At 51.5% G+C, this 24,739-nt stretch carries 22 protein-coding genes; 9 read left to right on the forward strand and 13 right to left on the reverse strand.

Annotated elements, in window-relative coordinates; translation table 11 throughout:
* The first annotated feature begins 1 nt into the window (after position 1).
* Both RIN69_RS11675 and RIN69_RS11680 read left to right on the forward strand, forming a co-directional pair.
* Positions 2 to 2,968 (forward strand): virulence factor SrfB, encoded by a 2,967-nt coding sequence (locus RIN69_RS11675; RefSeq protein WP_313852000.1) that lies wholly within the window; start codon positions 2 to 4, stop codon positions 2,966 to 2,968.
* Complete coding sequence (locus tag RIN69_RS11680; RefSeq protein ID WP_313852001.1) at positions 2,965 to 5,343, forward strand: virulence factor SrfC family protein; 2,379 nt, start codon at positions 2,965 to 2,967, stop codon at positions 5,341 to 5,343. Before RIN69_RS11675 ends, RIN69_RS11680 begins: the two co-directional genes overlap by 4 nt.
* A 36-nt stretch (positions 5,344 to 5,379) precedes the next feature.
* Here the strand turns inward: RIN69_RS11680 and RIN69_RS11685 are convergent, their stop codons facing one another.
* The 5 genes from RIN69_RS11685 to RIN69_RS11705 all read right to left on the reverse strand — a co-directional run bounded on the left by RIN69_RS11685 (position 5,380) and on the right by RIN69_RS11705 (position 8,872).
* On the reverse strand, positions 5,380 to 6,315 hold the full coding sequence (locus tag RIN69_RS11685; RefSeq protein ID WP_313852002.1) for an omptin family outer membrane protease: 936 nt from the start codon (positions 6,313 to 6,315) through the stop codon (positions 5,380 to 5,382).
* Between the two features lie 229 nt (positions 6,316 to 6,544).
* On the reverse strand, positions 6,545 to 6,814 hold the full coding sequence (locus RIN69_RS11690; RefSeq protein ID WP_313852003.1) for a barstar family protein: 270 nt from the start codon (positions 6,812 to 6,814) through the stop codon (positions 6,545 to 6,547).
* A 2-nt stretch (positions 6,815 to 6,816) separates the two neighbouring features.
* Positions 6,817 to 7,281 (reverse strand): ribonuclease domain-containing protein, encoded by a 465-nt coding sequence (locus RIN69_RS11695; RefSeq protein ID WP_313852004.1) that lies wholly within the window; start codon positions 7,279 to 7,281, stop codon positions 6,817 to 6,819.
* 262 nt (positions 7,282 to 7,543) lie between these two features.
* Positions 7,544 to 7,900 (reverse strand): helix-turn-helix domain-containing protein, encoded by a 357-nt coding sequence (locus tag RIN69_RS11700; RefSeq protein ID WP_313852005.1) that lies wholly within the window; start codon positions 7,898 to 7,900, stop codon positions 7,544 to 7,546.
* Positions 7,901 to 8,332: 432 nt separating this feature from the next.
* Complete coding sequence (locus tag RIN69_RS11705; protein ID WP_313852006.1) at positions 8,333 to 8,872, reverse strand: LuxR C-terminal-related transcriptional regulator; 540 nt, start codon at positions 8,870 to 8,872, stop codon at positions 8,333 to 8,335.
* Between the two features lie 1,199 nt (positions 8,873 to 10,071).
* Here RIN69_RS11705 and RIN69_RS11710 point away from each other — a divergent pair.
* A complete protein-coding gene (locus RIN69_RS11710; protein WP_313852007.1) occupies positions 10,072 to 10,905 on the forward strand; it encodes a hypothetical protein in 834 nt (277 codons plus the stop codon).
* Between the two features lie 12 nt (positions 10,906 to 10,917).
* Here the strand turns inward: RIN69_RS11710 and RIN69_RS11715 are convergent, their stop codons facing one another.
* The 3 genes from RIN69_RS11715 to RIN69_RS11725 form a co-directional block, all read right to left on the reverse strand.
* Positions 10,918 to 11,406, reverse strand: coding sequence for an RrF2 family transcriptional regulator (locus tag RIN69_RS11715; protein WP_313852008.1), 489 nt, complete (start codon positions 11,404 to 11,406; stop codon positions 10,918 to 10,920).
* Between the two features lie 160 nt (positions 11,407 to 11,566).
* A complete protein-coding gene (locus RIN69_RS11720) occupies positions 11,567 to 12,607 on the reverse strand; it encodes a PLP-dependent cysteine synthase family protein (RefSeq protein WP_313852009.1) in 1,041 nt (346 codons plus the stop codon).
* Positions 12,607 to 13,404 (reverse strand): ABC transporter ATP-binding protein, encoded by a 798-nt coding sequence (locus tag RIN69_RS11725; protein ID WP_313852010.1) that lies wholly within the window; start codon positions 13,402 to 13,404, stop codon positions 12,607 to 12,609. Before RIN69_RS11725 ends, RIN69_RS11720 begins: the two co-directional genes overlap by 1 nt.
* A gap of 214 nt (positions 13,405 to 13,618) precedes the next feature.
* On the opposite strand from RIN69_RS11725, the gene RIN69_RS11730 reads away from it, so the two are divergent.
* The gene (locus RIN69_RS11730) at positions 13,619 to 14,662 is read left to right on the forward strand and encodes an ABC transporter substrate-binding protein (RefSeq protein WP_313852011.1); all 1,044 of its coding nucleotides are present in this window, start codon (positions 13,619 to 13,621) and stop codon (positions 14,660 to 14,662) included.
* A 15-nt stretch (positions 14,663 to 14,677) separates the two neighbouring features.
* The gene (locus RIN69_RS11735) at positions 14,678 to 15,685 is read left to right on the forward strand and encodes an ABC transporter permease (RefSeq protein ID WP_313857719.1); all 1,008 of its coding nucleotides are present in this window, start codon (positions 14,678 to 14,680) and stop codon (positions 15,683 to 15,685) included.
* A 175-nt stretch (positions 15,686 to 15,860) separates the two neighbouring features.
* Here RIN69_RS11735 and RIN69_RS22915 read toward each other — a convergent pair whose 3' ends face one another.
* From RIN69_RS22915 to RIN69_RS11745, 3 genes are all read right to left on the reverse strand, one after another.
* The gene (locus tag RIN69_RS22915) at positions 15,861 to 16,145 is read right to left on the reverse strand and encodes a LysR substrate-binding domain-containing protein (protein ID WP_390902362.1); all 285 of its coding nucleotides are present in this window, start codon (positions 16,143 to 16,145) and stop codon (positions 15,861 to 15,863) included.
* 74 nt (positions 16,146 to 16,219) lie between these two features.
* Complete coding sequence (locus RIN69_RS11740) at positions 16,220 to 16,696, reverse strand: SDR family NAD(P)-dependent oxidoreductase (protein ID WP_313852012.1); 477 nt, start codon at positions 16,694 to 16,696, stop codon at positions 16,220 to 16,222.
* Between the two features lie 104 nt (positions 16,697 to 16,800).
* Entirely contained in the window at positions 16,801 to 18,393 is a 1,593-nt protein-coding gene (locus RIN69_RS11745) for a carboxylesterase/lipase family protein (RefSeq protein WP_313852013.1), read from the reverse strand.
* A 182-nt stretch (positions 18,394 to 18,575) separates the two neighbouring features.
* On the opposite strand from RIN69_RS11745, the gene RIN69_RS11750 reads away from it, so the two are divergent.
* The 3 genes from RIN69_RS11750 to RIN69_RS11760 all read left to right on the forward strand — a co-directional run bounded on the left by RIN69_RS11750 (position 18,576) and on the right by RIN69_RS11760 (position 21,227).
* Positions 18,576 to 19,469 (forward strand): LysR family transcriptional regulator, encoded by an 894-nt coding sequence (locus tag RIN69_RS11750; RefSeq protein WP_313852014.1) that lies wholly within the window; start codon positions 18,576 to 18,578, stop codon positions 19,467 to 19,469.
* A gap of 164 nt (positions 19,470 to 19,633) precedes the next feature.
* Complete coding sequence (locus RIN69_RS11755; protein WP_313852015.1) at positions 19,634 to 20,218, forward strand: NAD(P)H-binding protein; 585 nt, start codon at positions 19,634 to 19,636, stop codon at positions 20,216 to 20,218.
* A 22-nt stretch (positions 20,219 to 20,240) separates the two neighbouring features.
* Positions 20,241 to 21,227, forward strand: a complete 987-nt coding sequence (locus tag RIN69_RS11760) for an aldo/keto reductase (RefSeq protein ID WP_313852016.1) — start codon at positions 20,241 to 20,243, stop codon at positions 21,225 to 21,227.
* A 60-nt stretch (positions 21,228 to 21,287) separates the two neighbouring features.
* On the opposite strand, the gene RIN69_RS11765 is transcribed toward RIN69_RS11760, so the two are convergent.
* Positions 21,288 to 22,205 (reverse strand): LysR family transcriptional regulator, encoded by a 918-nt coding sequence (locus RIN69_RS11765; RefSeq protein WP_313852017.1) that lies wholly within the window; start codon positions 22,203 to 22,205, stop codon positions 21,288 to 21,290.
* Positions 22,206 to 22,393: 188 nt separating this feature from the next.
* Between RIN69_RS11765 and RIN69_RS11770 the strand changes: the two genes are divergently transcribed.
* Positions 22,394 to 23,221: an SDR family oxidoreductase gene (locus RIN69_RS11770; protein WP_313852018.1), complete on the forward strand. Its 828-nt coding sequence runs from the start codon at positions 22,394 to 22,396 to the stop codon at positions 23,219 to 23,221.
* 24 nt (positions 23,222 to 23,245) lie between these two features.
* Here the strand turns inward: RIN69_RS11770 and RIN69_RS11775 are convergent, their stop codons facing one another.
* Complete coding sequence (locus RIN69_RS11775) at positions 23,246 to 24,445, reverse strand: MFS transporter (protein ID WP_313852019.1); 1,200 nt, start codon at positions 24,443 to 24,445, stop codon at positions 23,246 to 23,248.
* Positions 24,446 to 24,739 lie beyond the last annotated feature (294 nt).

Raw genomic sequence — 24,739 nt, forward strand, 5'->3', positions numbered from 1 at the left:
CATGCTGGCAACCCTTATCGATTTTAAGCAAAAAGTGACGCTGATTCAGGATAGCGGTATCCAGTTTCTCGATTTCGCCATCAGGGCACAGCCGGATGCGGTAAAGGCAGGAAAATTTGTCCGCAAGACTGCTAACGGTCCACTGCTGTGGCTGGATCATGACAGCAATAACGGAAAATATCAGCTGCGTATGGCGGCAGGTGCTGCGCCGGAAGTGGTGAAACCGGAGTTCAGCTTTACGCTGGACCAGTCACTGATGCTGCTGGAAGATATCTGGCTACCGCTGCCGGTGCTGCGCTATACGCCGCCGCGCAATTTTCTCGGCGGCCCGGAAAACTGGGCGCGAGTGCGGATCAGTAAACTGGACTCGCCAGACCAGCAAGGCCATACCCATCGCGCCTCTCTGGCGTTTGACACCGGCACCACGGCGGCAGACGACGGCGCGCTGGCGCTGTGTAAAAGCGATGCTCAGAACGGCGTCAGCTTCGCTCTTGCCTGGCACAATGATGAGCTGGGTGAGTTCCTTGATCTTACCTGGATCGACGGCTGGTTACGCGAAGTGTTTACTCAACAAGCCGCGCAGCGTGAACATCGTCATGCGGTTAATGTAAAAATCGGCCTGAAGGAGTTTGAGTATCAGGCGCACTACCTTAACCTGCTGAATCTGCTCGGTAGCCAGCTGCAACTGAACGAGATTAAAATTCACACCGCCACGTTACAGCAGCCGGTGGTTAACGTGGATTTGATCCTTGATGTCGGTAATTCGCACACCTGCGGCATTTTGGTCGAGGATCATGCTGATGAGAGCAACGGTCTGAAACAAACCTATGAGTTGCAGCTGCGCGATCTGGCCAGGCCACAGCAAGTTTATAACGAGATGTTTGTCAGTCGGGTTGAATTTGCTCAGGCCAACTTCGGTAAAGCCAATTTCTCGCTGGAAAGCGGGCGTGAAAATGCCTTTGTCTGGCCTTCTCTGACGCGCGTTGGCCGCGAAGCCGATCGACTGGCGTTGCAGCGCCTCGGCACCGAGGGCACCAGCGGCATCTCCAGCCCACGCCGCTACTTGTGGGATGAAGAGAGCTGGTTGCCGGGCTGGCGTTTTAACCAACCCGCTAGCGAAGCGCCGGCTATAGCCAATCCACTCATGACTCTGCTCAATGATAACGGCCAACCGCTGTATACCCTGCCAGCCGATGAGCGCCTGCCGGTATTTTCAGCGCACTACAGCCGCAGCTCGCTGATGACATTTATGCTGAGCGAGCTGCTGGCACAGGCGCTGATGCAGATTAACAGCGCCGCACAGCGCATGAAAATGCCGCACAGCACCGCCCCGCGTCAGCTGCGTAATATTATCCTGACGCTCCCTTCCGCAATGCCAAAACCGGAGCGGGAGATATTTCGCCGCCGCATGGTTGAAGCAATTGCACTGGTGTGGAAAGCGATGGCCTGGCATCCGGCCGATGAACCCTTCTCCACTCAGCACGATAAAGCCAGCAGTCTGAAGCCGGTGCCGGAAGTACAGATGGAGTGGGATGAGGCGACCTGCGGTCAGATGGTTTATCTGTTCAATGAAACCCAGGTTAATTTTGCCGGACGCGCTGAAGATTTCTTTGCCAGTATGGCGCGGCCCGACCGCCCGCTGTCGGCTGACGAGCAGCCGGGTAAAACCCTGCGTATTGCCTCTATCGATATTGGCGGCGGCACCACCGATTTGGCGATTACACATTATGCGCTGGATGACGGTAGCGGCAACAATGTGAAAATTAATCCACGCCTGCTGTTCCGCGAAGGTTTCAAAGTGGCGGGTGATGATATTCTGCTGGATGTCATTCAGCTGTATGTGCTGCCGGCGCTGCAGCAGGCGCTGAAAAGCGCCGGTCTGCTTAATACTGAAGTGCTGATGGCCAGACTGTTCGCTCATGATGGCCGCACCGATGCACATTCCACGCTACGTCAGCAGCTGACCTTGCAGATTTTTATGCCGTTAGCCCGCACCATTCTGGAAAATTACGAGCGTTTTGACCCGCTCGACAGTAGCGCAGAAATCGATGCCACCTTTGCTGAAATGCTGGATCAGCCGCCGACCAGCAGGGTACTGGAGTATATCAATGGCGAACTGCAACGCGCGTTGGGCGGCGAGCCACTGTTCGATATCTTGCAGGTTCCGCTGATCGTTCAGCTGAATAAACTGCACGGTGAATTCTTATCCCACCGTTTGTCGATAGTGCAGACGCTGCGTTCAATGGCTGAAGTGGTATCACTCTACAGTTGCGACGTACTGCTGCTGACTGGCCGCCCGTCGCGCTTCCCAGGAATACAGGCGCTGTTTCGCCATCTGCAACCGTTACCCGGCAGCCGGATTTTATCGCTGGAAGGTTATCACACCAGCGACTGGTATCCGTTTAACAAGCTCGGTCGTATTGATAACCCGAAATCTACTGCCGCGGTCGGCGCGATGCTGTGCCTGCTGGCTCTGGATCTCAGGCTGTCCAGCTTCTGGTTCCGCGCCGGCGATTTTCAGCCCTACTCCACCATTCGCTATCTGGGTATGCTGGACGCCGATAACATGCTGAGTAACCACAATATTTATTACAGCGATATCGACCTTGACCGGCCAGGCTTTAGCCTCGACAACCTCACCAGCTTCCGTATCCGCGGCGGCTTATGCCTGGGCTTCCGCCAGTTGGATAGCCCTCGCTGGCCTGCCGCGCCACTCTACAGCCTGTCGATTACCGATCCCACTCTGGCACGTAAAGTGGCCGGTGACAGCGAGTTGCGTATCAGACTGCGGGTCGTTACCGGTGAAGATCCCCATAGCCCGGAGCGTTTTGAGATTGCTGACGCCCGCCTGGCTGACGGCAGCCGGATACCGCTGGAGCATTTACGCCTCAGTCTGAATACCTTATCAGCCAGCGGCAACAGCGCGGCACAATACTGGATCGACAGTGGGAGCGTGTTTAAAAAATGAAACTTATCACGCCAGAACAGCAGTCAGATCGGCTGATGGCCGTCAGCGAAGGTCTCAGCAACGCGCTGACGTGGCTGGATAACAGCCGCAGCAGCGCAATGCGCCTGGATATCGAAGCCACAAATCTGAAAACAAAATTACGCCGCTGCCGTCGGCAGGCCGATCGGCTGCACGCCACGGTCGCTGAGCGTACTACCCTTGCTTTTTACGGTCAGTCACAGGCAGGGAAAGCCTGGCTTATTTCATCACTGGTCGGTGATTCGCAACAGCGGCTGGTCAGCGGGATGGCGGGCAAAACGCTCGACTATTTCAGCCATATTAATCCTGGCAATCAGGATTGCGGGATTGTGATCCGCTTCAAACCTCAGACCAGAAGCGAAAATTCGCAGTGGCCCTGTGAACTGACGCTGTTCAGTGAAGCCGATATCACCTGCATGGTGCTGCGCTGCGGATTAGCGCAGCCTGCTACCCCGCCTGATGAAACACAGATGATGATGCAGTTGAGCAATTTGCAACGCCACCGTCAGCCGCAAGCGAGTGCGGGCATCACCAGCGATCAAATGGTATCGATTTACGATTTTATGCTGCGTCATGATGCTTTACGCCAGAAGCCATTGAGCAACGATTTCTGGCCAGCCGCCATTGAGTTAGCGCCCTGGCTGACCGTCGACGATCGTGCCCAACTTTTTGCGCTGCTGTGGAACGGAGATCGTGTTCTTACCGACCTGTGGCGACAGCTGGCCCACCGTCTGCAAAGCCTGGGCGGCTGCCGTAAAGTACTGGCACCGCTCAGCCTGCTTTCCGACGAAATGCAGTTACCGACAGAGGCGTTACTCAATCCGGCCAGCGCCGCCGCGTTAAATATGGCCGATGACAGCAATGTGCAGATCGTGCCCTGCCCGCATGGCCGCGCAGCAACCGCGCAGAATATCTCGCTGGCGGAGCTGGTGCTGCTCACCGCAGAGCTACACATACCGCTGAGTTTATCGCCGCGTGCAGCGCTGTCGGCAGCGGTTGATGTGCTGGATATTCCAGCGGAATATGAGCCGCAGGATGTAGCAATCCATCAGGATGCGCGACAGAAAAATCCACGGCTGGCCGATCTGATACAGGCGAAACGCGGTTACCTGTTGGAATATTACAGCGATCGTCAGGCGGTTAATCTGCTGGTAGTCTGCGGTGCCGCCAGCAGCCGTAATCAGGTTAAAACCGTCAGCAAAGCGCTGGAACACTGGGTTCGAACTACACAGGGTGAAAATACTCAACAGCGTAGCCCGCACCGACCAGGGCTGATCTGGGCGATCACCCGCTGGGATCGTCGTCATTTTCAGCACAATCATGATGAAGCAGTGCAAAGACGCATCGGCCATGCAGGTGATATGTGGGGTTCGATGCTGGTGCCTGATGACGCCGGCATGCAGCGCATGGCAAGCTGGCTGGAAACGGCCCTTCATTCTGAGGTGAAGACCTCGCGCCTCAGCCAACAGCTGGCAGAACTCCAACATGAAGTGGCGGACAATCTGTTGGCAAGCTGGCAATACCGCGACAGCGAGAATCAGCAGCCAGAGAAAAAACAGCACATCGCGGAAACGCTGTTAAAAGTGCTGCAAAGCCGAACCGGTCTGCACGGTGAACTGCTTGAACGACTGCAACCCTGCCGCGATGAGCTGCGTCGCCTGTGGCTGCGCCTGCCACAGGCGCAGGCTGACGCGCACGCCGCCAGTACCTTGAGCAACTTTAGCATTGGTGTTACCTTTGATCTGTTCAGTGAACAGTCGGATGCGGCACCACAGCTGTCGTTTACTGAAGCGGATCGGGATGGCCAATTTGCGCAAAACGTGCTGCGCTATTGGGTTAATCATCTGCGTAATCTGCCAGAAAACGCGTCGCTGCTGGCGCTGCTGAATATGGATAAAGCCACCCTACAACTGCTGGTTGAAGAGCTGATTATTGCCAGCTTTCGCCTGCGGGTTGGCGAATTATTACGCCAGGCTTTAACTGAGAGCGAAACGATAGCTGGCGACCATAACGCGAAAGCCGATCGCCAGGTGTTACGGGCGATGACGGTATTAGGTGATTTTGTCGCCTGGCTCGGCTTCCTGCAACAGAGTGAAGCGCAGCGCCCACAGAGCCGGATTAATCGCGGTGAGAAGATCTTTGCTCAGCCGACGATGCCAGCGGTGAGCTTTGGTGAGACGTTGCGCCTGACACGCCTTTCGGCAGTCCCTGCCAATAGCACAGCGGTTTATATTTATGACTGGCTGGTCGGGCTGAGTGCCCTGATTGTGCAAAACAGCGATGACTGCGCGGCAAGTGAATTAAAACCGGCACAGCGGCAGCAATTGCTGGAAATTGTGCAGTTAATTAACGGCTGAGTTACAGCCGGGGCGAAAAATCGCCCCGGCCTGTTATCAGAAGGTATATTTTACGCCAACCAGCGCGGTGTAATAGGTATTAGCAAGCCCGGCAACATCACCTTTCATCTGATGGGTTTGCCCACTGCTACGATCAATAATCTCGGTGCCGCCTTTTCCCTCTTGATAACGATTATAACTCAGCTCAGTATAGAGTTTAATATTCGGCAGGAGGTAATATCCGGCATCGACCAGCAGTGAATAATAACCCGATCGCTTACTGCTATCGCGAAAGGTTAGCTTGCGTAAATAGTGTTCGTCATTATCACTGGATTTCACCCAATTGCTGTATTTCAACAGCGCAGTAAGCTCGACACTACTGGCGCGGTATTGTCCGGCCAGACCAATATAGGGCGTGGTAAATTTCTGCTGATAACCGATTACAGGCCGGTTCTGTGGAAAGCTGCCGCTAACCAGACCATTGTAGTAACGATATGTACCCCCTGACGAAGTCCAGCTGAAGCGGGATTGCTGATAACCGATAATCGGCCCAAGACGATAACTTTCGCCTTTTAACAGCCAGCTTTTCAAATTCAAATCAAACTCATTGGCATAATTCAGTGAGGTATTGGGGTGCCATGAGTAGTGCGTGGGATCGGACTGCTGGCTGTCCATCCAGTCGCGATCCACCATATGTCCTTTGCCGGAGGTCAGCGTCGTCCAGCCGCCTGCGTTTGCGGTCAGCCACGGCAAAGCATCCCAGCTGATATCCGCTTTGATGATGGCGGCATTGTGAATTTTCCAGTCCAGCTGGCTGACTTTGTCACCTCCGCTGCTGGCATAGACTGACTCTTGCGCACGACCACCCAGCCATCCCAGCGAGCTTGCCACGGATACCGAGTCAGCACGCGTATTTATCTTCCAGTTATTATCTTCGGCGCAGGCATTTCCTGCCAGCAGTAACCCTGATACTGCTATGCCCTTTACTGTCATTATTATATCCTTATTGCCTTTATCATTAATCCATTAGTTAAAATATCAGCCACTTTCAATTATCACTAAAATAATAAGCAGTGAAATGTTAAGGTGCGATTTATAAACCGCCATCACCATTCAGATAGTAGAGAGCGGAAATTAAATAGATTAATAACAAAATGTAAAAGGCATAAACCTATTACACCTAATGATAACAGGGATATAAAGGGCATCGACTTGTGGGAAATTAATTCAGCGTCAACTGCAGTGATCCGTCAAGCTCTTCCACGGCCTCTTCCAGCGTGGCAATAATCGCTGCGAATTGTGCGCTGTGAGTATGTTGATGCAGATGCAGAAGCCGAATCTCCAGCGGCAAGGCCAACTCGCCGGTCAGTACATCCCACAGCGCATCAAGATTGGCACCAAACTCCTCGCCCAGTTGGCACTTCGCTGCAAACTGGCGATAGAACTCATTACGATCGGCGATATAACGAAAATCAAAGCTGATTGTCGGCATGGTTAATTGACCTTATTAAAGCTGCGATAGTGATCTTTGGTCAAAAAAATCAGCCCATCGCTGGAATACAGCAGGCGATCGGCATTACGGTGCCCGCAGCGATAATTGACATCCGCTTCAAACCATTTTCTTCCCTGCTGCTGCGGTAAACGCCCTTCACGGTTGGCGAAACGATCGCCGCCAATCGCTCTGCCCGGCAGCGTATTGCACAGGTTGCCTTCACGCGCATCCCAGCCCTGACGGCGCGCCTGACTTTTAGTGATGTAGTAGTCCGGCAGACGCTGATGCTGTTGCAGATATCCCACGACCCGGCGCTCGGCCGTTAATTCACTAATATTATCGTGCGCCACGCCACTGTGCTGCACGGATGACGAGTGCGTTACCGAGGTCTGCTGCTTGCCGGGCTGTAATCCCGCCACGGCAGCAACCATCGCCACCACTAACGCGATCCACAATTTTTTACTCATGCCAGATCCTGAAAGATGTGATTACGGTGGATTATAACCGTTAAGGCTCTGACAATCATAATGCTTTGCGGGAGACCGCCACGCGGAATGACCGGCTGATAAAAGCAGTCGGTAGCATGAATTTGCAGTTAGCAGCAGGATGATAAGCGAAAACCAGAAGACGGAGGGTTAACCGTTTCAGGCAAAAATAGCCCGCAAGAATCTATCGAAGATTGAGTTTAAAACCCTATCGCGGGCCGGATGAGCCGGCCCTGGCGTTGGCTTAACGATGCATGCACTCGGCTTGTTGTGCATGGCTGGAGGTTCTGCGCCACGCCCCCGGTGCCTGACCAAACTGGCGTTTAAAGCTACGGTTAAACGACTGCTGAGAGTCAAAACCGAGTGAAATGGCGACGTTGAGGATTGGCTCGTTGCTGTTAGTCAAACGGTCGGCAGACTTTTTCAGTTTCTCGGCGCGGATATACTCGCCCAGCGGTAAGCCGGTGTGCTCCTTGAACATGCGCTGCAAGTGCCATTTAGAATAGCCCGCGCGCTCAGAAACGGTGTCAAGATCCAGTCGCCCTTCAATATGATTATCAATCCAGTTAAGCAGATCGTGGATGAATGCCTCACTTCTCATCTTGCCTCTCTCCCGTCGCGATGACGAATAGTAATAATATCAGTTACACTTAATGCTGAGTGATCCTGCGTTTAAATGCAAGTTTTATTATTACATTTAAATCCCTGCTGCCAATAAGGACTTTCTCACCCATCTACAGGTTCTCAGAACGCCTCGCCGCGGCGGGTTTTGATTCATTACTCAGTTCACTGATCTCTTTACGGTGCGCCAGACCATGGCTATCAGGAGATCAATTCAGACATTCGGTGCTTCACCAGCGCTCAACAGGATGATTTAATGTATGCCACAACAATTTCGGCTTATCTCTGCCAGAATATTTTGACTTCTTCAGTTGAAAGCAGCGACTGACGCTCTAAAGCGTCACCTTAATTACGTTATTTATCACCTTCCAGCGCGGTAGCTAAGGTCAGGTAATTTCAATTGTCATTCCGTTTAGTTATTTGAATAAAGTAGCCAATGGTAGAACTCCAGATTTTTCTGCATATCCAGCTTTTGCATAATTGAGCGCTTGTAAGTGCTGATTGTTTTAGGATTTAATGCCATCTGGCAGGCGATTTCTTTCAGCTGCGTATTCACCCGCATATGATCGACTAATACCTTTTCTTGTGGCGTCAGTATACTGATATTGGCAGATTTTTTATCAATAATAGTCAGTATTGTCCTGCTGCCGTTACCGGTGACCGATCCTAAAATTTTACTGATAATGGCGGAAAACTCACTTAACGTTTGCTTTCGGTGCATATGAATTAAATTATGCTGTCGTAAAGAAAACGGAATACTACTCTGTCTGGCATTACAATCATCATGAATCATCAGCACCCTGCTGCGCGCTGCCAACCGATGACTGTAACATCTGGCGGTACTGAGTGAGACGCGATCAAGCCCGACCATCAGAACATCAATCTGCTTTACCTTTCTTCCGGACAATCTGATGGTAACATCGGGATATTGACTCTCTATAAACGCCAGCACGCCGTCCAGGAAAAATCGATTGTTGTCTATTATCATCAGGGTTAATCGATTAATGTGGTTCATATCTTACCTTCTGAACTTTCAGTTAAGTTTAATGAAGACTCATAACCTGTAACACCGTTACAGTAAAAGGATCGGTAGCAATATTTATTTGTGAAACTTTAACTAAAAAACGTTGGCCGTTGCCGCCAACGTCCGGGTTATTCCATGTCGGAGATATCCCTGCATTGATAACGGCAGAGCTTTCTGCTAAACGGGCAGCGATTGACAAATTATGTCAGCTAATCTCTAAACAATGCCAAAATCAGTATTGATATACTGGCCATTAAAAACATCCCGGTTTTTTTAAGTGTGAAACGCATTAATAGGCTGACCACTTCTTTTATCATCAGATTTGAAAGCCAGTGTTTTGCCCGGTGAGAACATCACTAAAAGAGTGATCAACATTAAAAGTGACAGTAAAGTACGATGATTCATCTCTCACACCTGTTCAATTTCGCCGCCCATCAGGGTGGCATGCAACACTGAAGCAGTGGCCAGTGCATCATCCACGGCATCGACAGTGATCGATCAACAACCTCCTGACCGGCCCAATATGCCTTTCTTATCTGCAGCGTCTTACTGGCAGCTGAAACCCGGCTGGTAATGCTAAATCAGCATTAACATCCTCATCACAAGTACCCATTCGTTTAAACGTTTAGAGCTGCCGCCATAAATGACTAATAAATATCTGAACAAATTTGGTAATATTTGAATTATCTTAAAAAGTATTCAGACAGCTGTTTAAATTCTATTCATCACGATTTTTAAGTCACTGTCCATAATTGTGCCTAATTTAACGCAGCAAAAATAAATCTGTACAAACCATTGAGAATTAATAATAATTTCACTTGTGTTTAAAAATGTAAGACATACTTCAGTATTAACTTAATCGTCTGCCATTCATTTTTTAAATACACAATTTCAGATGTTTTACTATCCGAAAGTTGGTTTTAAATTCAACAAAATGTAAACGTAAGAGTTATTAACTGCCAAATGAGAATGCATTGTAGAATTGTGTAAAAACACGCCATCTTGTTGACAGGATTAATGAATATCAATAAGATAATTCCTAACCAAATAATTTACTAACATTAAAAAAAATCAAAATGCCCTTTATTAGCAAAAAAAGGCTGGAACTGGAATCCAGCATCAGAACAATGGCGGCCGCGTTTAAAAAGAAAAGGATTTTTGATGAGGCGATACAATGCCATTATGACGTTCTTCAAAAACTTTTTTTGACTAACCCGCTGTATTTTAAGACCATTTTCAAGGCAAACCGTTTTCTCATCGGCTCAGCCATTTTGGGTCTTTATTACACCCGTAAAGAAAGCACTTTCAAAGATATCAAGAAGTTCTGCATCGCGAATGACCTGCTAAGCAGTAATTCCCTGGACTCTTTTCTGTTGTATTTAAGAGTTGGCGGCAGGATTGAGGTTTATAAGGATGCATCCGACAAACGTAAGTTTAATTATAAACCTACAGCTAAAACGTTAGTAGAAACGAAAAAGATGATTAACACAATGTTACTTCCTTGTGCCATGCTTTCTACCGATTTTGATCTGGCGTTCTATCAGAACCATCAGAACTTCGTGCCAGCTTTTTTTAAGCATTACTCAGAGATCACTTTAAATCGGATCTTTATTCACTATATGGTGCCGGGCAGCGCTGACTTTCTCAGCCGCGATGGCGGGCATATGATAATGTTTAACCTCTTTCTGGAGAGCATTAAGCAGAATACGCTGGATGTACATTACAATCTGCTTAAAGCCTCTTTTTCCTGCGGCGTCTCCCGCTCTCATATCAAGCGTTGCCTGCAGGCAGCAGAGCAAAATCAGTTGTTGAGCATTGTCGATAACAAACACATCGTGTCGCTGACGCCGGAATTTATGACGATGGTAAAAGACTATTTTGCACTCTACCTGGCCAGCATAAAGCACGGGTTTAACGGAATGCGCGCGGATGAAGTGGTTTTAAACAGCCAGATAAATTGATGGGCCGCCCGGCTAACGGCCCGTTTTCTTGCCATCAGTGATGAGTTCTGGCTCGGGGCAGTCCATACAGCCGCTGGTATCGGCTTTTTTCAGTTCAGCTAAGGCATCGGCTACGGTACGACGCGCCAGCACCTCAAGCGAAGCCTGCTCGGCTTCGTCAGCAATCGCCTTAAAATACCAGCAAGCATTGGCACTGACGACACAGCGAGCCGGCACGTCCGGGCGCGATGCCCAGATGCGCTTATCTTCAATAACTGAGAGGTAAATATCGCGCAACGTGATCTGCTCTGCCGGACGGCCAAGATGAATCGAGCCGGTGCGGCCAAGCGTTGAGACGATGATGCCGTCACGGGTTAACGGAACCATCAGCTTACGGATAAAGCTAGGGTTAGCCTCAAGGCCATAAGCCAGAACGGCGCTGGTCGAGCGTTTACCCAGTTGCTCCGCCATCGCTACGCTGAGAACCATCTGCAGCGCTGTCGGGAAGCGATAATCTAACATTGTGTCATCCTGGTTACGGCGAATCTTGTTGTTATTGGCGCCGTGGCTGTGAATAAGCAATGCACAATAATATATCAAATACCGCGAGTTTTTAGAAGCAAGCCCCGGCGCGCAAGGCACATATTACCTATGTGCTGCGCCCGGGAACTCCCCAATGAGTTTAGCCATCGGCCAGTTGTGCCCTTGCGGTTTTTAACTGCTCAATGCTGACATCGGTATTAAACAAGTCGGTGGATAAATAGGTCAATCCGCTGTCGGCAAGGATCACCACGATCTTCTTGCCTTCGTTTTCCGGACGGCTGGCAACGATTTTTGCCGCATGCAGGACCGCTCCCGACGATTCTCCAATCAGAATACCGTCGGTCTGCGCCACTTCGCGTGCAGCCTGATACGCCTGCCAGGTTTCGACCGCCAGCGCCTCATGGTAAATATCGCTATTCATGGTTGGCGGAATACGCTCGGGGGCGATATCGGTAAACTGATGTACACCAGTGATTTCCAGCGGATCGGGATTTTCTGCGCTCGGGCGCGAATTAATCCCCGGCTCAACGGCAATAATCTGCACCGCCGGATTTTGCTGCCTGAAAAACTGGCCTACACCCGATACCGTGCCGCCAGTTCCCACGGCAGCGATGACAATATCCAGCTGACCAGCAGTCTGCTGCCAGATTTCCGGCCCGGTGGTAGTACGGTGAATATCAGGATTGGCGGGATTTTCTAACTGAGCGGTGAAATAATGATCGGGTAATTTGGCGATAACATTATTTTCCAGCCATTTTGTGGCCGCAACAAAGTCGCCGTCGCTGGCTTCCAGTATCTCGCTAAAGTGTTCTACCTCACTAAACTTAATTACTTCGCCGCCAAAAGCCCTGACCAGCTTTGTTCTTTCCAGACTGACATAGTCATTAATATAGACGCGGAATTTGTAGCCTTTTGCCGCAGCGATAGCCGCCAGACCAATACCGGTATTACCGCTGGTGGTTTCGACCAGCGTATCGCCGGGTTTTAATTTTCCGCTCCGCTCGGCCTGTTCCACCATTGCCAGCGCAGTGCGATCTTTAATACTGTGATTGGGATTAAAATATTCCAGCTTGGCAATCACCTCCGCTGCCAGCTGATGATGATTGATCAATCCATGCAGCGTTAATAATGGCGTTCTGCCGACCAGGTCGGCTATCGAATGATGAATTTCACTGCTCATTAATTCTGTTCCTCATTCAGTTCCGCGCCCAGTTGTGCCAGCGCACGGGTTCGCAAGGCAATCAGTTGTGGATCGTTACGCCGCCGCGGAAAAGGCACGTCGACGTGGATCACTTCCAGAATTTTCGCCGGGCGCGCACTGAATATCACCACCCGGTTGGCCATTAACAGTGCTTCTTCGACATCATGAGTCACCATCAGCGTAGTGAAACGCTGCTCCTGCCACAGGCTGACCAGTTCACGCTGCATGCGAATGCGGGTTAATGAATCGAGCTTACCCAGCGGTTCGTCAAGAATTAACAGTCGTGGCTTATTGACCAACGCCCGTGCCAGTGCGGCGCGCTGCGCCATGCCACCGGAAAGCTGTCGCGGCCAGGCATTGGCAAATTGCGTCAATCCGACGCGCTCCAGCACGCTGTCTATACGCTGGCGGACGCTGGCATCGCGCTTTCCCTGCGCCTGTAATCCCAACGCCACGTTATCGCGCACCGTACGCCACGGATAGAGCGTTGGATCCTGAAATACCACCACCCGTGAGGGATGCGGACCGGTAAGTGGAGTATCATCTTCAAAGATCTCACCTTCAGTTGGTAAGTCCAGCCCGGCAACCAGCCGCAGCAGTGTAGACTTACCGCAGCCAGAAGGCCCCAGCAACGCCACAAACTCGCCGGGTTTTATCTCCAGAGAGACCTGCTGTAACACCGGCAGACTCTCATTTTCCAACCAAAACTGATGGCTGATTTGATGAATATTTAATGCCAGTCCATTCCCCTGCTCTGTCGCGGCTGCAAACGCCATGGTGTTCTCCTGTGGTTTTTTGACAGGTTTATCACCACTGCGGGTAATTCAAAATAACAATTCTGGCAAAGCTATCCCTTCATCCGCCGCAAATATTTCCGGTCTGCTATATATGATTTCCCGCATAACCACATGCAGCATTGTTATTTCTCCCACAGCATTTTTATTTGCATGATGCTTTTCAATTAAACGGGATGTTTATGCGAGGAAATTCATGCAAGGCAATCACTATTCACTTTCAAGACGCCATTTTATGCGTAACCTGGGATTATTAGGCGCAGGTCTCAGTACCAGTTCACTGTTACCTTCCACGGTGCTGGCGCAAGATAACTCACTGACTACGGTGAAGCTGGCATGGGGACAAACTGCAGTCTGTCAGTCGCCAATTTCTGTGGCGCTCAAGCAGGGCTTCTTTAAGAAATATGGTCTGAATGTCGAGCCGGTTAATTTTAGCGGCCCTACCGATGCATTATTACAGGCGATTGCCACCGGGCAGGCCGACGGCGGTATTGGTATGGCGTTACGTTGGCTGAAACCGCTGGAACAAGGATTTGATGTCGACCTGACTGTCGGCACCCACGGTGGCTGCATGCGGCTGTTGACACCGGAAAATTCCGGCATCAATAGCGTAAAAGATTTGGTGGGAAAATCAGTGGCGGTGACCGATCAGGCCAGCCCGATTCGCAATTTCTTTGCCATTCAGTTGGCGAAACTGGGTATTGACCCGGATAAGCAGGTGAACTGGCTGCAATATCCTGCCGATCTGTTCGGCGAGGCGCTGCGCAAAGGTGAAGTCCAGGCGCTGGCAACTGACGACCCACAGGGTTGGCTGTTGAAGCAGCAGCATCAACTGGTGGAGGTCGATAATAATCTTAACGGTGAATACGCCAACCTCACCTGCTGCGTACTCGGACTGCGCGGTTCGCTGGTGCGCGATAATCCAGCAGTTGCGCAAGCCATTACTCAGGCGATTGTCGATGCCCAGCAGTGGACGGCACAACACCCGGCGGAAACGGCGAAAATTTTTGCGCCGTTTGTGCCGGGTTCAGTGCCGGTCGAGGATATCACCGCAATGCTGAGCGAACATACTCATGGTCATCACTCTACCGGCGCGCAGCTGCGTAAAGAAGTGGCAATTTACGTTAATGAGCTGAAAACCATTAATGTGATTCGCCCGGAGACCGATGCACAACGCTTTGCCGACCACTATGTGCCTGAGTTGCTGCCTGCGGGTGAGCATCAGCATCATGCTGCGTAACGATCAGGAGGGATGATGTCCAGTGAAACCGTCTCTTTAGCCAGACAGCGCGCTGAGCCACAACGCATTACGCTGGCGCTTCAGTTGGCAATTGTCGGTTGGTGGGCGCTGGCGGCGCTGATGATCTACTGGCCGGATAAGCCGGTGGGATTTGCCGCGCCGCGCTTTGTCAGTGAAACCCATCAGCTGTTTGTGCTGCTGGCGGCAGTGCTGACGCTGACGGTGCTCGCCGGGCGTTTTTTCGCCCTCTCCTCGCTGCTGCAACCGCTGCGTCGGGCGGCGCGCTGGCTTATTGCGCTCGCACTGTTACTGGCGGTCTGGGAAATCGTCACCGCAAAACTGGCACTGCTGCCTGCGCCATTCTTTGCACCGCCGCGTGCGCTGATTGAGGCCTGGGCCACCGACTGGCCAAGGCTGGGCGACAGCGTACTGCACTCGCTGCGGCTGCTGGCGCTGGGCTTTTTACTCGGCAGCATCAGCGGTTTTCTCACCGGTGTGGCAATTGGCTGGTCGAGCGGACTGGGTTACTGGGTGCATCCGGTGCTGCGCTTTCTCGGTCCGGTACCGTCAACCGCACTGTTACCGCTGTCGCTGTACTTTTTTCCGTCAAGCTTTTCAGCAGCGATCTTCCTGATTGGTCTGGCAACCTGGTTTCCGGTCACCGTGCTGACCTGGTCAGGCGTCGCCAGTGTCGATCAGCGTTATTACGATGTGGCGCGAACGCTGGGTGCCAGCACGCTGTTTTTAATTGTGCGCGTGGCGATTCCGGCGTCATTACCCCACGTATTTGTTGGGCTGTTTATGGGGCTGGGTGCATCCTTCTCGGTATTGGTGGCCGCCGAAATGATGGGGGTAAAATCGGGGCTGGGCTGGTATTTACAATGGGCGCAGGGTTGGGCGGCGTATGCCAATATGTATGCCGCTCTGATTGTGATGGCGCTACTGTTTTCATCGCTAATCACCCTGCTGTTTGCTTTGCGCGATCGACTGCTGACCTGGCAGCGCGGCGTAGTGAAATGGTGAAACGATGAATAATAATCAACTGCGGCACCGTATCCGCTTTAGTTACTGGAATGAACTGTGCGCTGTTCGCTAATGAGTCGGCCGGATATTGCGTCCTGGTAATTATTGGGCGCAGTACCGGCCGGTTTAATTATAAAGTGCTTGCAGAACCAGAGTGTTTTCGCAGCAATTACCCTTATTTTTCATCACCATCGAAAGTATTCCACGGTGTGGGATTTGGAAAAATGTCATCTAAAAAATTAAGAAATGCCCTGACATTAGGATTTCCTCGCCGACTCTCAGTCCAGAATGCCAAAATATTGTGCCTGACAGTTTGCTCACCATCAAGAATCGGAACAAGCTCTCCGCTAACAACATAGGGGTGCGATAAATACGTCGGCAACATTCCGATCCCTCCACCCTCACGTATGACTGTCAGGGCCGCATCCGTGCTGTTTAAGATAATCTGTGCCTCTGGCAAGAACTTTATTACATCGCCTTAGAGTTCCAAGAATTCTATTTTTCATTTATTAGTACCTCCCAGCCGGAATAAAATCACTGAGTGATATTTTTCGCAGTTAGATGTAGTCGCGCAGCAGCTGTTCGCTTTTGTGCCACAGCGCCTTTGCCCGTTCTGATGGTTCCAAATTGCGTCTCGAACCCGTCAGCGGTATATCCCTGTGGCGTTGCCATTACGCCTGCATTGGCAATGACAATGTCGAACGGTTTACCCTGGCTGACCAGAAGGCCGGCGCAATGGTCAACATTCTTCAAATCAGCCAGATCCAGCGCGATCATGTCAAAGTTGCCACCTGCGGTCCGGGCGGCGTCACGAACAACCGACGTCGCCGACTCTGCTTTGGCAAGATTACGTGCGGTGCCGATAACTTCCGCCCCGATGGCTACCAGCGCCCTGGCGGTTTCAATTCCAAGCCCAGCCGAAACACCGGTGATGAGTACGCGTTTACCTTTGAGCGAGTGACCGCTAAGCACTTCGTCAGTTGTTGATGTAAAACCAAATTTGCGGGTCATTATCAATCTCCTGTTTTCTGTTGAAAAAAGCACCACTGCCAGTTCCCGGAGCCGGCAAAAGCCGCAACCTGAAGTCTGCGGCGGGTATTGAGAACTGCTGAAAATTAATAAATGGCCTGCTGGTCCCAGAATAAACAATGGTGGGTTTCAGCGAAGCGTCCCGAAATCATCCTGGCTTTTGGCAGTGCAAAGGTCATGTAGTTGTCTGACTGAGGATTGAAGCGTGGCCAGTGGTGTTGACGGGCTGAGATGTTTGCCATATCGGCGAAATAGTTGACCATTTCGTCTGATAATTTCTCCTGCAAAGGGTTCAGCTTGACCTGAATGTCGCTACCGCCTCTGAATCCCGGGAACAGGTAACCCAATTCATAGGTATGTGCCGCCAGCAGTGGAAAAGAGACCGGACCGACATAAGATGGCGCAGTGCGATCGCTGAATTCATAAGCATAAACCGGTATTTTATCTGCCAGCGTTCGGTTCATTGCCCGCGCCGGACAGGAGAACATGCTGTCTGTTACCGCAGCAGCAAAGGCCTCACTCGGATTGTCATAATTTTTAAGCGGATATTCAGCCAGCACTTTCGGCGTCAGCGCCTCACCATACTGGCGTTTTATCCACTCCGGATAATCACTTTCCTTTAACGACTTGCCGCTCGCTAATTCCGGAAGCGCTACAAAAAAACGCCCCTCATCGCGGGTGGTGCCACTTACCAGCGTTACGTGATTAATCTTGCCTGCCTGGAAAGCATCTGACGGGTGAACAGGTAATACCTTTCCGTCGATGATGAATTCGTTGAGCGCATAGGCTGGCTGAACGTCAAGGATCCGTTTAGCTGGAAGCGCGCGCAGGCAGGCGGCATCACCCGCCTCACAGCCAACCGCTTTAGCAAAGGCGATACCGGCCTCTCTTGCCACGGTCAGCGGGCGTGGCGCACCAAATGCCGGATGGCGGGTCATAATGCCCGAGCCGCTCATTGCCACAACGTGCTGGAATAATCCGGCCGATTCAGGAGCGGCAATATGCGCCATAACGCTGTTACCGCCTGATGATTCACCAGAAATGGTGACATTTGACGGATCGCCGCCAAACGCCGAAATATTTTTCTGAACCCAGCGCAACGCCGCCTGCTGATCCATCAGCCCGTAATTGCCAAACTCATGTCCTTCGGCATCCAGTGCAGGATGAGACAGGAAGCCAAACAAGCCCAGGCGATAATTCAGGGTTACCACAACAGCCTTGCCCTGAAGGGCGAGTTTGGCAGGATCGTAATCTCCGCCCTGACCTACCTGTAAAACTCCGCCATGAATCCAGACGAATACCGGCAATTTCTGCGCGCGCTCGCTGGCTTCTGCCGCCCGATAAACATTCAGATACAGGCAGTCTTCACTCCCTCCCGCACGTGCGAAATCGCCGAGGTCAGCATTCTGCGCACAGCTGCTGGCCAGTACATTAGCCTTAACCGGAGTGCCGGAAGGTTTAACCGGTTGCGGAGGCTGCCAGCGAAGATCGCCGACGGGAGGCGCCGCATAAGGAAGGCCCAGCCATGAATCAACGCCATGATTAACCACTCCGATAACCGGTCCAGATGAGGTATCAATGGCGAGTGAATCTTCTGCCATGCCTGCGCCCGAGAACAACAGGCAGGCAGAGGCAACGGCCGCAGCGGCTATATTCCGTCGTGCTAATTTACGTCTCATTTTGATCCTTTTCACATGCCAATCGCACACTGCACAATAATAATGCTTAAACTCTTATATAATTAGTATCTGAATGAAGGATGCTATCATGTAGAATTTTCATATATGGGAGATTGACCTTACTGCTTAAAGGTTCTGCTTTCGTTTTTAATCGGTAATGGTATGCGCAGAGGGCAATATCCATGGTTCGTGACAATATTAATGACCTGCTGGCGTTTCTGGCGGTAGCCCGAGAACGCAGTTTTACCAAGGCAGCGTCTAAGATTGGTATTTCTCAGTCGGCCCTGAGTCATACCATTCGTAATCTCGAAAAAAGGCTTGGCGTAAGGCTGCTCACACGTACAACTCGTGCCGTATCACCGACAGAGGCGGGCGAAAAACTGCTGTTGGGTATTGGCCCCCACTTTGATGAAATTGAGATCCAGCTTGATGCGCTTAATGAACTGAAAGATACACCCTCAGGAACAATCCGGATTAATGCACCGGATTACGCCATCAGTTGTGTGCTCTGGCCAAAGTTACAGGATTTTATCTCCACTTATCCTGACATCAAGGTGGAGGTAATGCTGGATAACGGACTTTCCGATATTGTTACAGAGCGGTATGACGCCGGTGTGCGCATGGGAGAACAGCTTGCCAAAGATATGATTTCCGCGCGCATCAGTGCTGATTTTCGCTTTGCCGTCGTGGGCTCGGTTTCCTACTTTGAGAAGCATTCTCAACCGCAGGAACCCCAGGACTTAATCAGTCATACCTGCATCAATTACCGCTTCCCTACTTCCGGCGGGCTTTACACCTGGGAATTTGAGGAAGCCGGCAGAGAGATTAAAATCCGCGTTGATGGCCAGCTTACCTTCAACAATATCTTCTATGTTCTGGATGCAGCGCTTGCCGGGCACGGACTGGCTTATGTCCCGGAAGAAATCGCGCAGCCTTACTTAGAAAAAGGGGAACTGGTCAGGGTTCTGGAAAAATGGTCGCCCTACTGGGACGGTTTTTATCTTTATTACCCGAACCGGCATCACTCCTCTCCCGCTTTCCGGGCGCTGACCGAAGCATTACGTTATCGGGATTAAAGCGTTACGCTGGCTGAATAATTCGGCCAGCGCAGTCCCAACATCCTGTCAGACTATTTTTGCCATTATTCCTGAATCATGAATAGTGAAAGCATAATAAATCCACATACAAACACAATAGGCTTTTCTACACTGTCGTCATGTTGATTGATGAGGTCACAGTGATGACAAAAGTCTTAATTCTGGGTGCCGCGGGTTCCCTTGCGCGTGTCGCAACGCGTTATTTATTAGATAACAGCGACGCCCGATTGACGCTCTATTTACGCCAGGCCAACCGTCTGACTCCGCAGCACTCTTCGCGCGTCAGGATTATTGAAGGTGATGTGCTGGATACCCGCAGTCTGGAAGACGCTATGGCCGGTCAGGATATCGTGTATGCCAATCTGGCAGGCGAATTAAAGAAACAGGCGCACAGTGTGGTGCAGGCAATGCAAGCAACCGGCGTCAAACGGCTGATCTTTATCAGCTCGATGGGCATTTATGACGAAGTTCCGGGAAAAAGCCATGGCGATATTCTCAAACCTTATCGCGAATCTGCCGCCGTTATCGAAGATTCCGGCCTCGATTACACCTTGATTCGCCCGGCCTGGTTTACCAACAGCAGTGAAGTGGATTATGCACTAACCCATAAGGGCGACGTTTTTCGCGGCAGCAGCGTATCCCGGTTAAGCATTGCTGACCTGATTAATCGTCTGGTCACCAGCCCTGATCTCTATTTACGTGAAAGCCTGGGCATTGCCCGCCGCTGATAACCCTGTTGAGGACCCAAATATGAAATATCGTCAATTAGGCCGGAGTGGACTCACCGTTTCCGCCCTCGGTATGGGCGCGATGAATTTAAGTTTTGGCACCGGCCACGCAGTGGATGAGTCAACAGGTGTAAACGTGCTGCATGCGGCGAGGGATCGCGGCATTAATTTCTTCGATACCGCTGAGGCTTACGGCCCTTATACCAATGAAAAATTGGTCGGAAAAGCGTTTCAGTCAACACGCGATAAAGTAGTGATTGCGACCAAGTTTGGTTTCAAACTGGAAGATGGCGTTACCACCGGTGTTGATAGCCGCCCTGAAAATATTCGCGCAGTGGCGGAAGCCTCACTCAAGCGCCTGAAAACCGACTATATCGATCTGTTTTATCAGCATCGTGTAGACCCGAATATACCGATTGAAGATGTAGCCGGTACGCTTAAAGATCTGATCCAGGAAGGCAAAATTCGTCACTATGGTTTGTCTGAAGCCGGGGCAGCAACCCTTCGTCGTGCTCACGCGATTCACCCGGTCACTGCCGTTCAGAACCAGTATTCACTCTGGACGCGTGAACCTGAGGCCGAAGTGCTGCCGGTTTGTGAAGAGCTTGGAATTGGTTTTGTTCCGTGGGGCCCGTTGGGTACAGGATTTCTGACCGGCACCATTGACTCCAGTACGACATTCGACAATGCCACCGATCTGCGGGCGAGTTTCCCGCGATTTACTGCCGAAGCCATCAAAGCCAATATGCCTCTGATTGAGATGCTGCGTGATGTCGCGGCAAGTAAACAGGCAACGCCGGTTCAGATAGCGCTGGCCTGGCTGCTGGCCCGCAAGCCATGGATTGTTCCCATCCCCGGCATGGACAAGGTGGCCTACATTGATGACAACCTGAAAGCCATCGATTTAGATCTAAACAGCCGCGATTTGGCTGAAATGGATGTGCTGCTTGCCGGCATCCACATCCAGGGCAATCGCCTGGATGATGGCCTGCTGTCAATGTCTGAGTAAGCACTGATGCGGCGGCGGTATGCTACCCCGCGGATCACTCCGTCGCCTGGCGTATTAACATCAGGATATTTTTTCCTGAGGAAACAGATCTTTGAGGATCTGAGCCAGCAGATCGAACACCAAACGGATTCGCGCAGGAATCAGCGGCTGGTGCGGGCGGAAAAGATATAACTGCCAGGGTTGAAAGTTAAATTCTGGCAAAACATTGACCAGTTCACCACGCTGCAAATACGGGCGCACCTTAATATCCGGCAGCTGGCTGTAAGTTCTGCCCGCCAGCGCGGCGGACAGTTCGCTGGCAATATCGGCGGCAACAAATGAGGGTTGAACAGGAAAAAAGCTGCTGCCATCGGCAAACTGCCACGGCCAGAGCCGTCCGGAGTTACTGTTTTTCAGCGCGCTGAGCGGATAGTTATGCCGCAAATCTTGCAGAGTGACAGGTAACCCATGACGAACAATCAGGTCCGGTGCAGCAACGATATTTACGCCAACCGGGCGTATGGTTTTCACAATGAAACGGTTATCCGGAACGGTACCGATGCGTATTCCGATATCAATCTGATCGTCAATAATATTGAGGTGAGCGTCAGTTGGCAGCCATTCAATCGTGAGCTGAGGATAATCTTCCAGATTTCGCAGCAAGCGGCGCAGGATATCCTGGTTTTCAAACAGCGGCGGCAAAGTAATGCGTACGTTACCCGACAGATCGCGGGAATGATCGCTTTTGCCCTCGGCAAAAAGAGACTCGCTGTCCGCCAGTAGCGCTTCCGCTTTTGGCCAGAAACGCTGACCGAAAGGCGTCAGCGTCATTTGTCGGGTGTTACGGATAAATAGCATTTCGCCAAGCTGCTTTTCAAGTTCCGCAACGCCTCGCGTGACTAACTGTGGCGCGATGCCCAACCGGGTGGCGGTTTCTCTGAATTTCAGTGTCTCAGCAGCAGTACAGAAAATTTTTAGTGCTTCAAGTTTATCCAACATCGTGATTGCCCGGAGCGCATCCAAAACGTGATCCATTATACATAAAACAAGAATTCTGAAAGCAAAAACAGTTCATATACTAAACATTATCCCCGAGGGATAATTATCGCAGCAGGAAGTTAAACAGCTATCAGCCAGCAGGCTCTGAAGCTCTTATTAACCGCTGGACAAGCACCCAGGAGATAGTTATGAAAGAAGTTATTGTCGTTATTGGAAGTGGTTCAATTGCCCAGGCTATTGCCCGCCGCGTGAGTGTTGGCAAGCATATATTATTAGCTGATATTAAAGCCGAAAATGCCGAAGCGGTTAAACATACTTTATCACGCGCGGGATTCGAGGTGAGCACCACCGTAGTTGATGTCAGTTCGCGAGAGTCTGTGCAGAATTTGGTAAAGAATGCCTGTGGTATCGGCGAAGTAAAAGGTGTGATACATACCGCCGGGCTGTCACCTTCTCAGGCCAAAGCGCAGGACATCATTAACGTCGACTTATACGGTACCGCGGTCGTATTTGAAGAGTTTGGTAAGGTGATTGGCCACGGCGGATCCGGGGTTGTCATCGGCTCGCAATCCAGCCATCGCCTGGATGTCGATGCTTTTTCACAGCAACAAGCTGATGCGCTGGCAACCCTGTCACCTGAAGAGATGCTTGAGCTGCCACTGGTTCAGGCGGTAAATGACAGCCTGTATGCCTACCAGCTTTCGAAACGTGGCAATGCATTACGCGTGATGTCAGAGGCGGTAAAATGGGGTAAACGCGGTGCCAGGATAAACTGTATCAGCGCCGGTATTGTTTTTACTCCGCTGGCCTATGATGAACTGAACAGTGCCGAACGTGGCGATTTTTACCGCAATATGCTGGCTAAATCCCCCGCTGGCCGCGGCGGAACGCCGGATGAAATCGCAGCGCTAGCTGAGTTTCTTTTTGGACCTAATGGTACTTATATCAGCGGAAGCGATATCTTGATTGATGGCGGCGTCACTGCTTCGTATAAATATGGTGAGTTAAAGTCTTAACTCACCCTCTGGCAACCGCGCGAATCACACCGCCGGTTTGTCTGTTACGGGCGCGCGATGCATCGGCAACGCGCGCTTGAGCATACACACCAGCAGCAGATTAATCAGCGCCAGTGCGCATAATAACCAGATAGTCGCCTGCGCCCCCATCGCCTGATAAACATAGCCACAGACCAGCGGCGTCATCGCCTGACCAATCAATGCCGGACGCGCCATGCGGCCAACCACCCGCGCATACTCTTCCGGTTTGACCATCGCCAATGGCAAAGTCCCGCGCACAATGGCGCGCAGCCCGTTTCCCGCCCCGTAAAGCAGCATACTTAACAGCGCAAAATGCGGAAACAGCGCCAGCGTCAGTAGCCCCAGTGCGACTAATCCGGTCGAGAAAAAGGTGGTCCAGATGGGATGACCACGCTTAAAAGCGACATCAACCAGTCGTGAGGCCACCTGGCAAGGCCCAAGAATGGCACTGACCGCCAGCGCAGCGGCCAGCGAGTAGCCGCTGGCCTGTAGCAGCGTAATCAGCTGCACGGAAATTGCCGTCATAATCACCGACGCAAGAGTAAAAATGGCACAAAGCAGCCAGAACAGATACGGTTCAATCGCGTTCTGCCCGCTGGTTTTTGTCCGGTTTTGCTTGGGTAGTGATGCGCTGGCAGGCAGTGACCAGTAGTACATTGGCCATACCGTCAGCGCCAGGATCGCAGCATACGCCAGGCAGGCATCGCGCCAGCCGAGCCACTCAATCAGCAGCGCGGTGCCCGGCCACACCAGCGTGGTACAAAATCCGGAGATTAACGTGATGCCGGTAATCGCACTGCGGGCAAAGCCGCCGTACAGCGTACCCAATGTGGCAAACAGCGCGTCATATAATCCCATCGCCATGCCAACACCGACCAGCACCCAGGCCAGTAAAAATAGCCAGAGTGCATGTGATAGCCCGATAATCACCAGCCCGGCCGCCATCACCAGCCCACTGCTGGCCAGCATACTGCGGCCGCCGTAGCGCGAAATAATTCTGCCGCTGAGCGGCGCCAGCAATCCTGACACCAGAATACCCAGCGACAGTGCGCCATATACCCACTGCTGCGACCAGCCTGTCTCTTGCACGACCGGTGCAGCCAGCACCGCCATAATATAAAACGAGCCACCCCACGACAGGATTTGCACCAGCCCCAGCAGCACAATGCTGATGGGGCTCAGCTTTTCGGGGTTGTTATTCACAGGCGGTCATTCCATTTATCCAAGTTTGTCAGGGGATTAAGCTGAAAGGAACACAGATAATAAACCTCATGCGGAGGGTTTTTCCAGCGTTCCAGCGCCGGATATCTTAAATACTGCGGTCGTAAAGCGCGCCAGAAACCGACGTTCTGGCCCGGTTGACGAGTTGTTAAAGAGGATAAAAAAAATATCGGTTTTGTTGATATTTCGGTTTATCTCATCGCATAAATAAAACACAATACCGGTCTAAATGTGATGGGTGTCACTTTTTTCGCCCCTGTGGATTTCGCTGAGCCG

Source organism: Winslowiella toletana (genome assembly GCF_032164335.1).
Classification (GTDB): Bacteria; Pseudomonadota; Gammaproteobacteria; order Enterobacterales; family Enterobacteriaceae; genus Erwinia; species Erwinia toletana_A.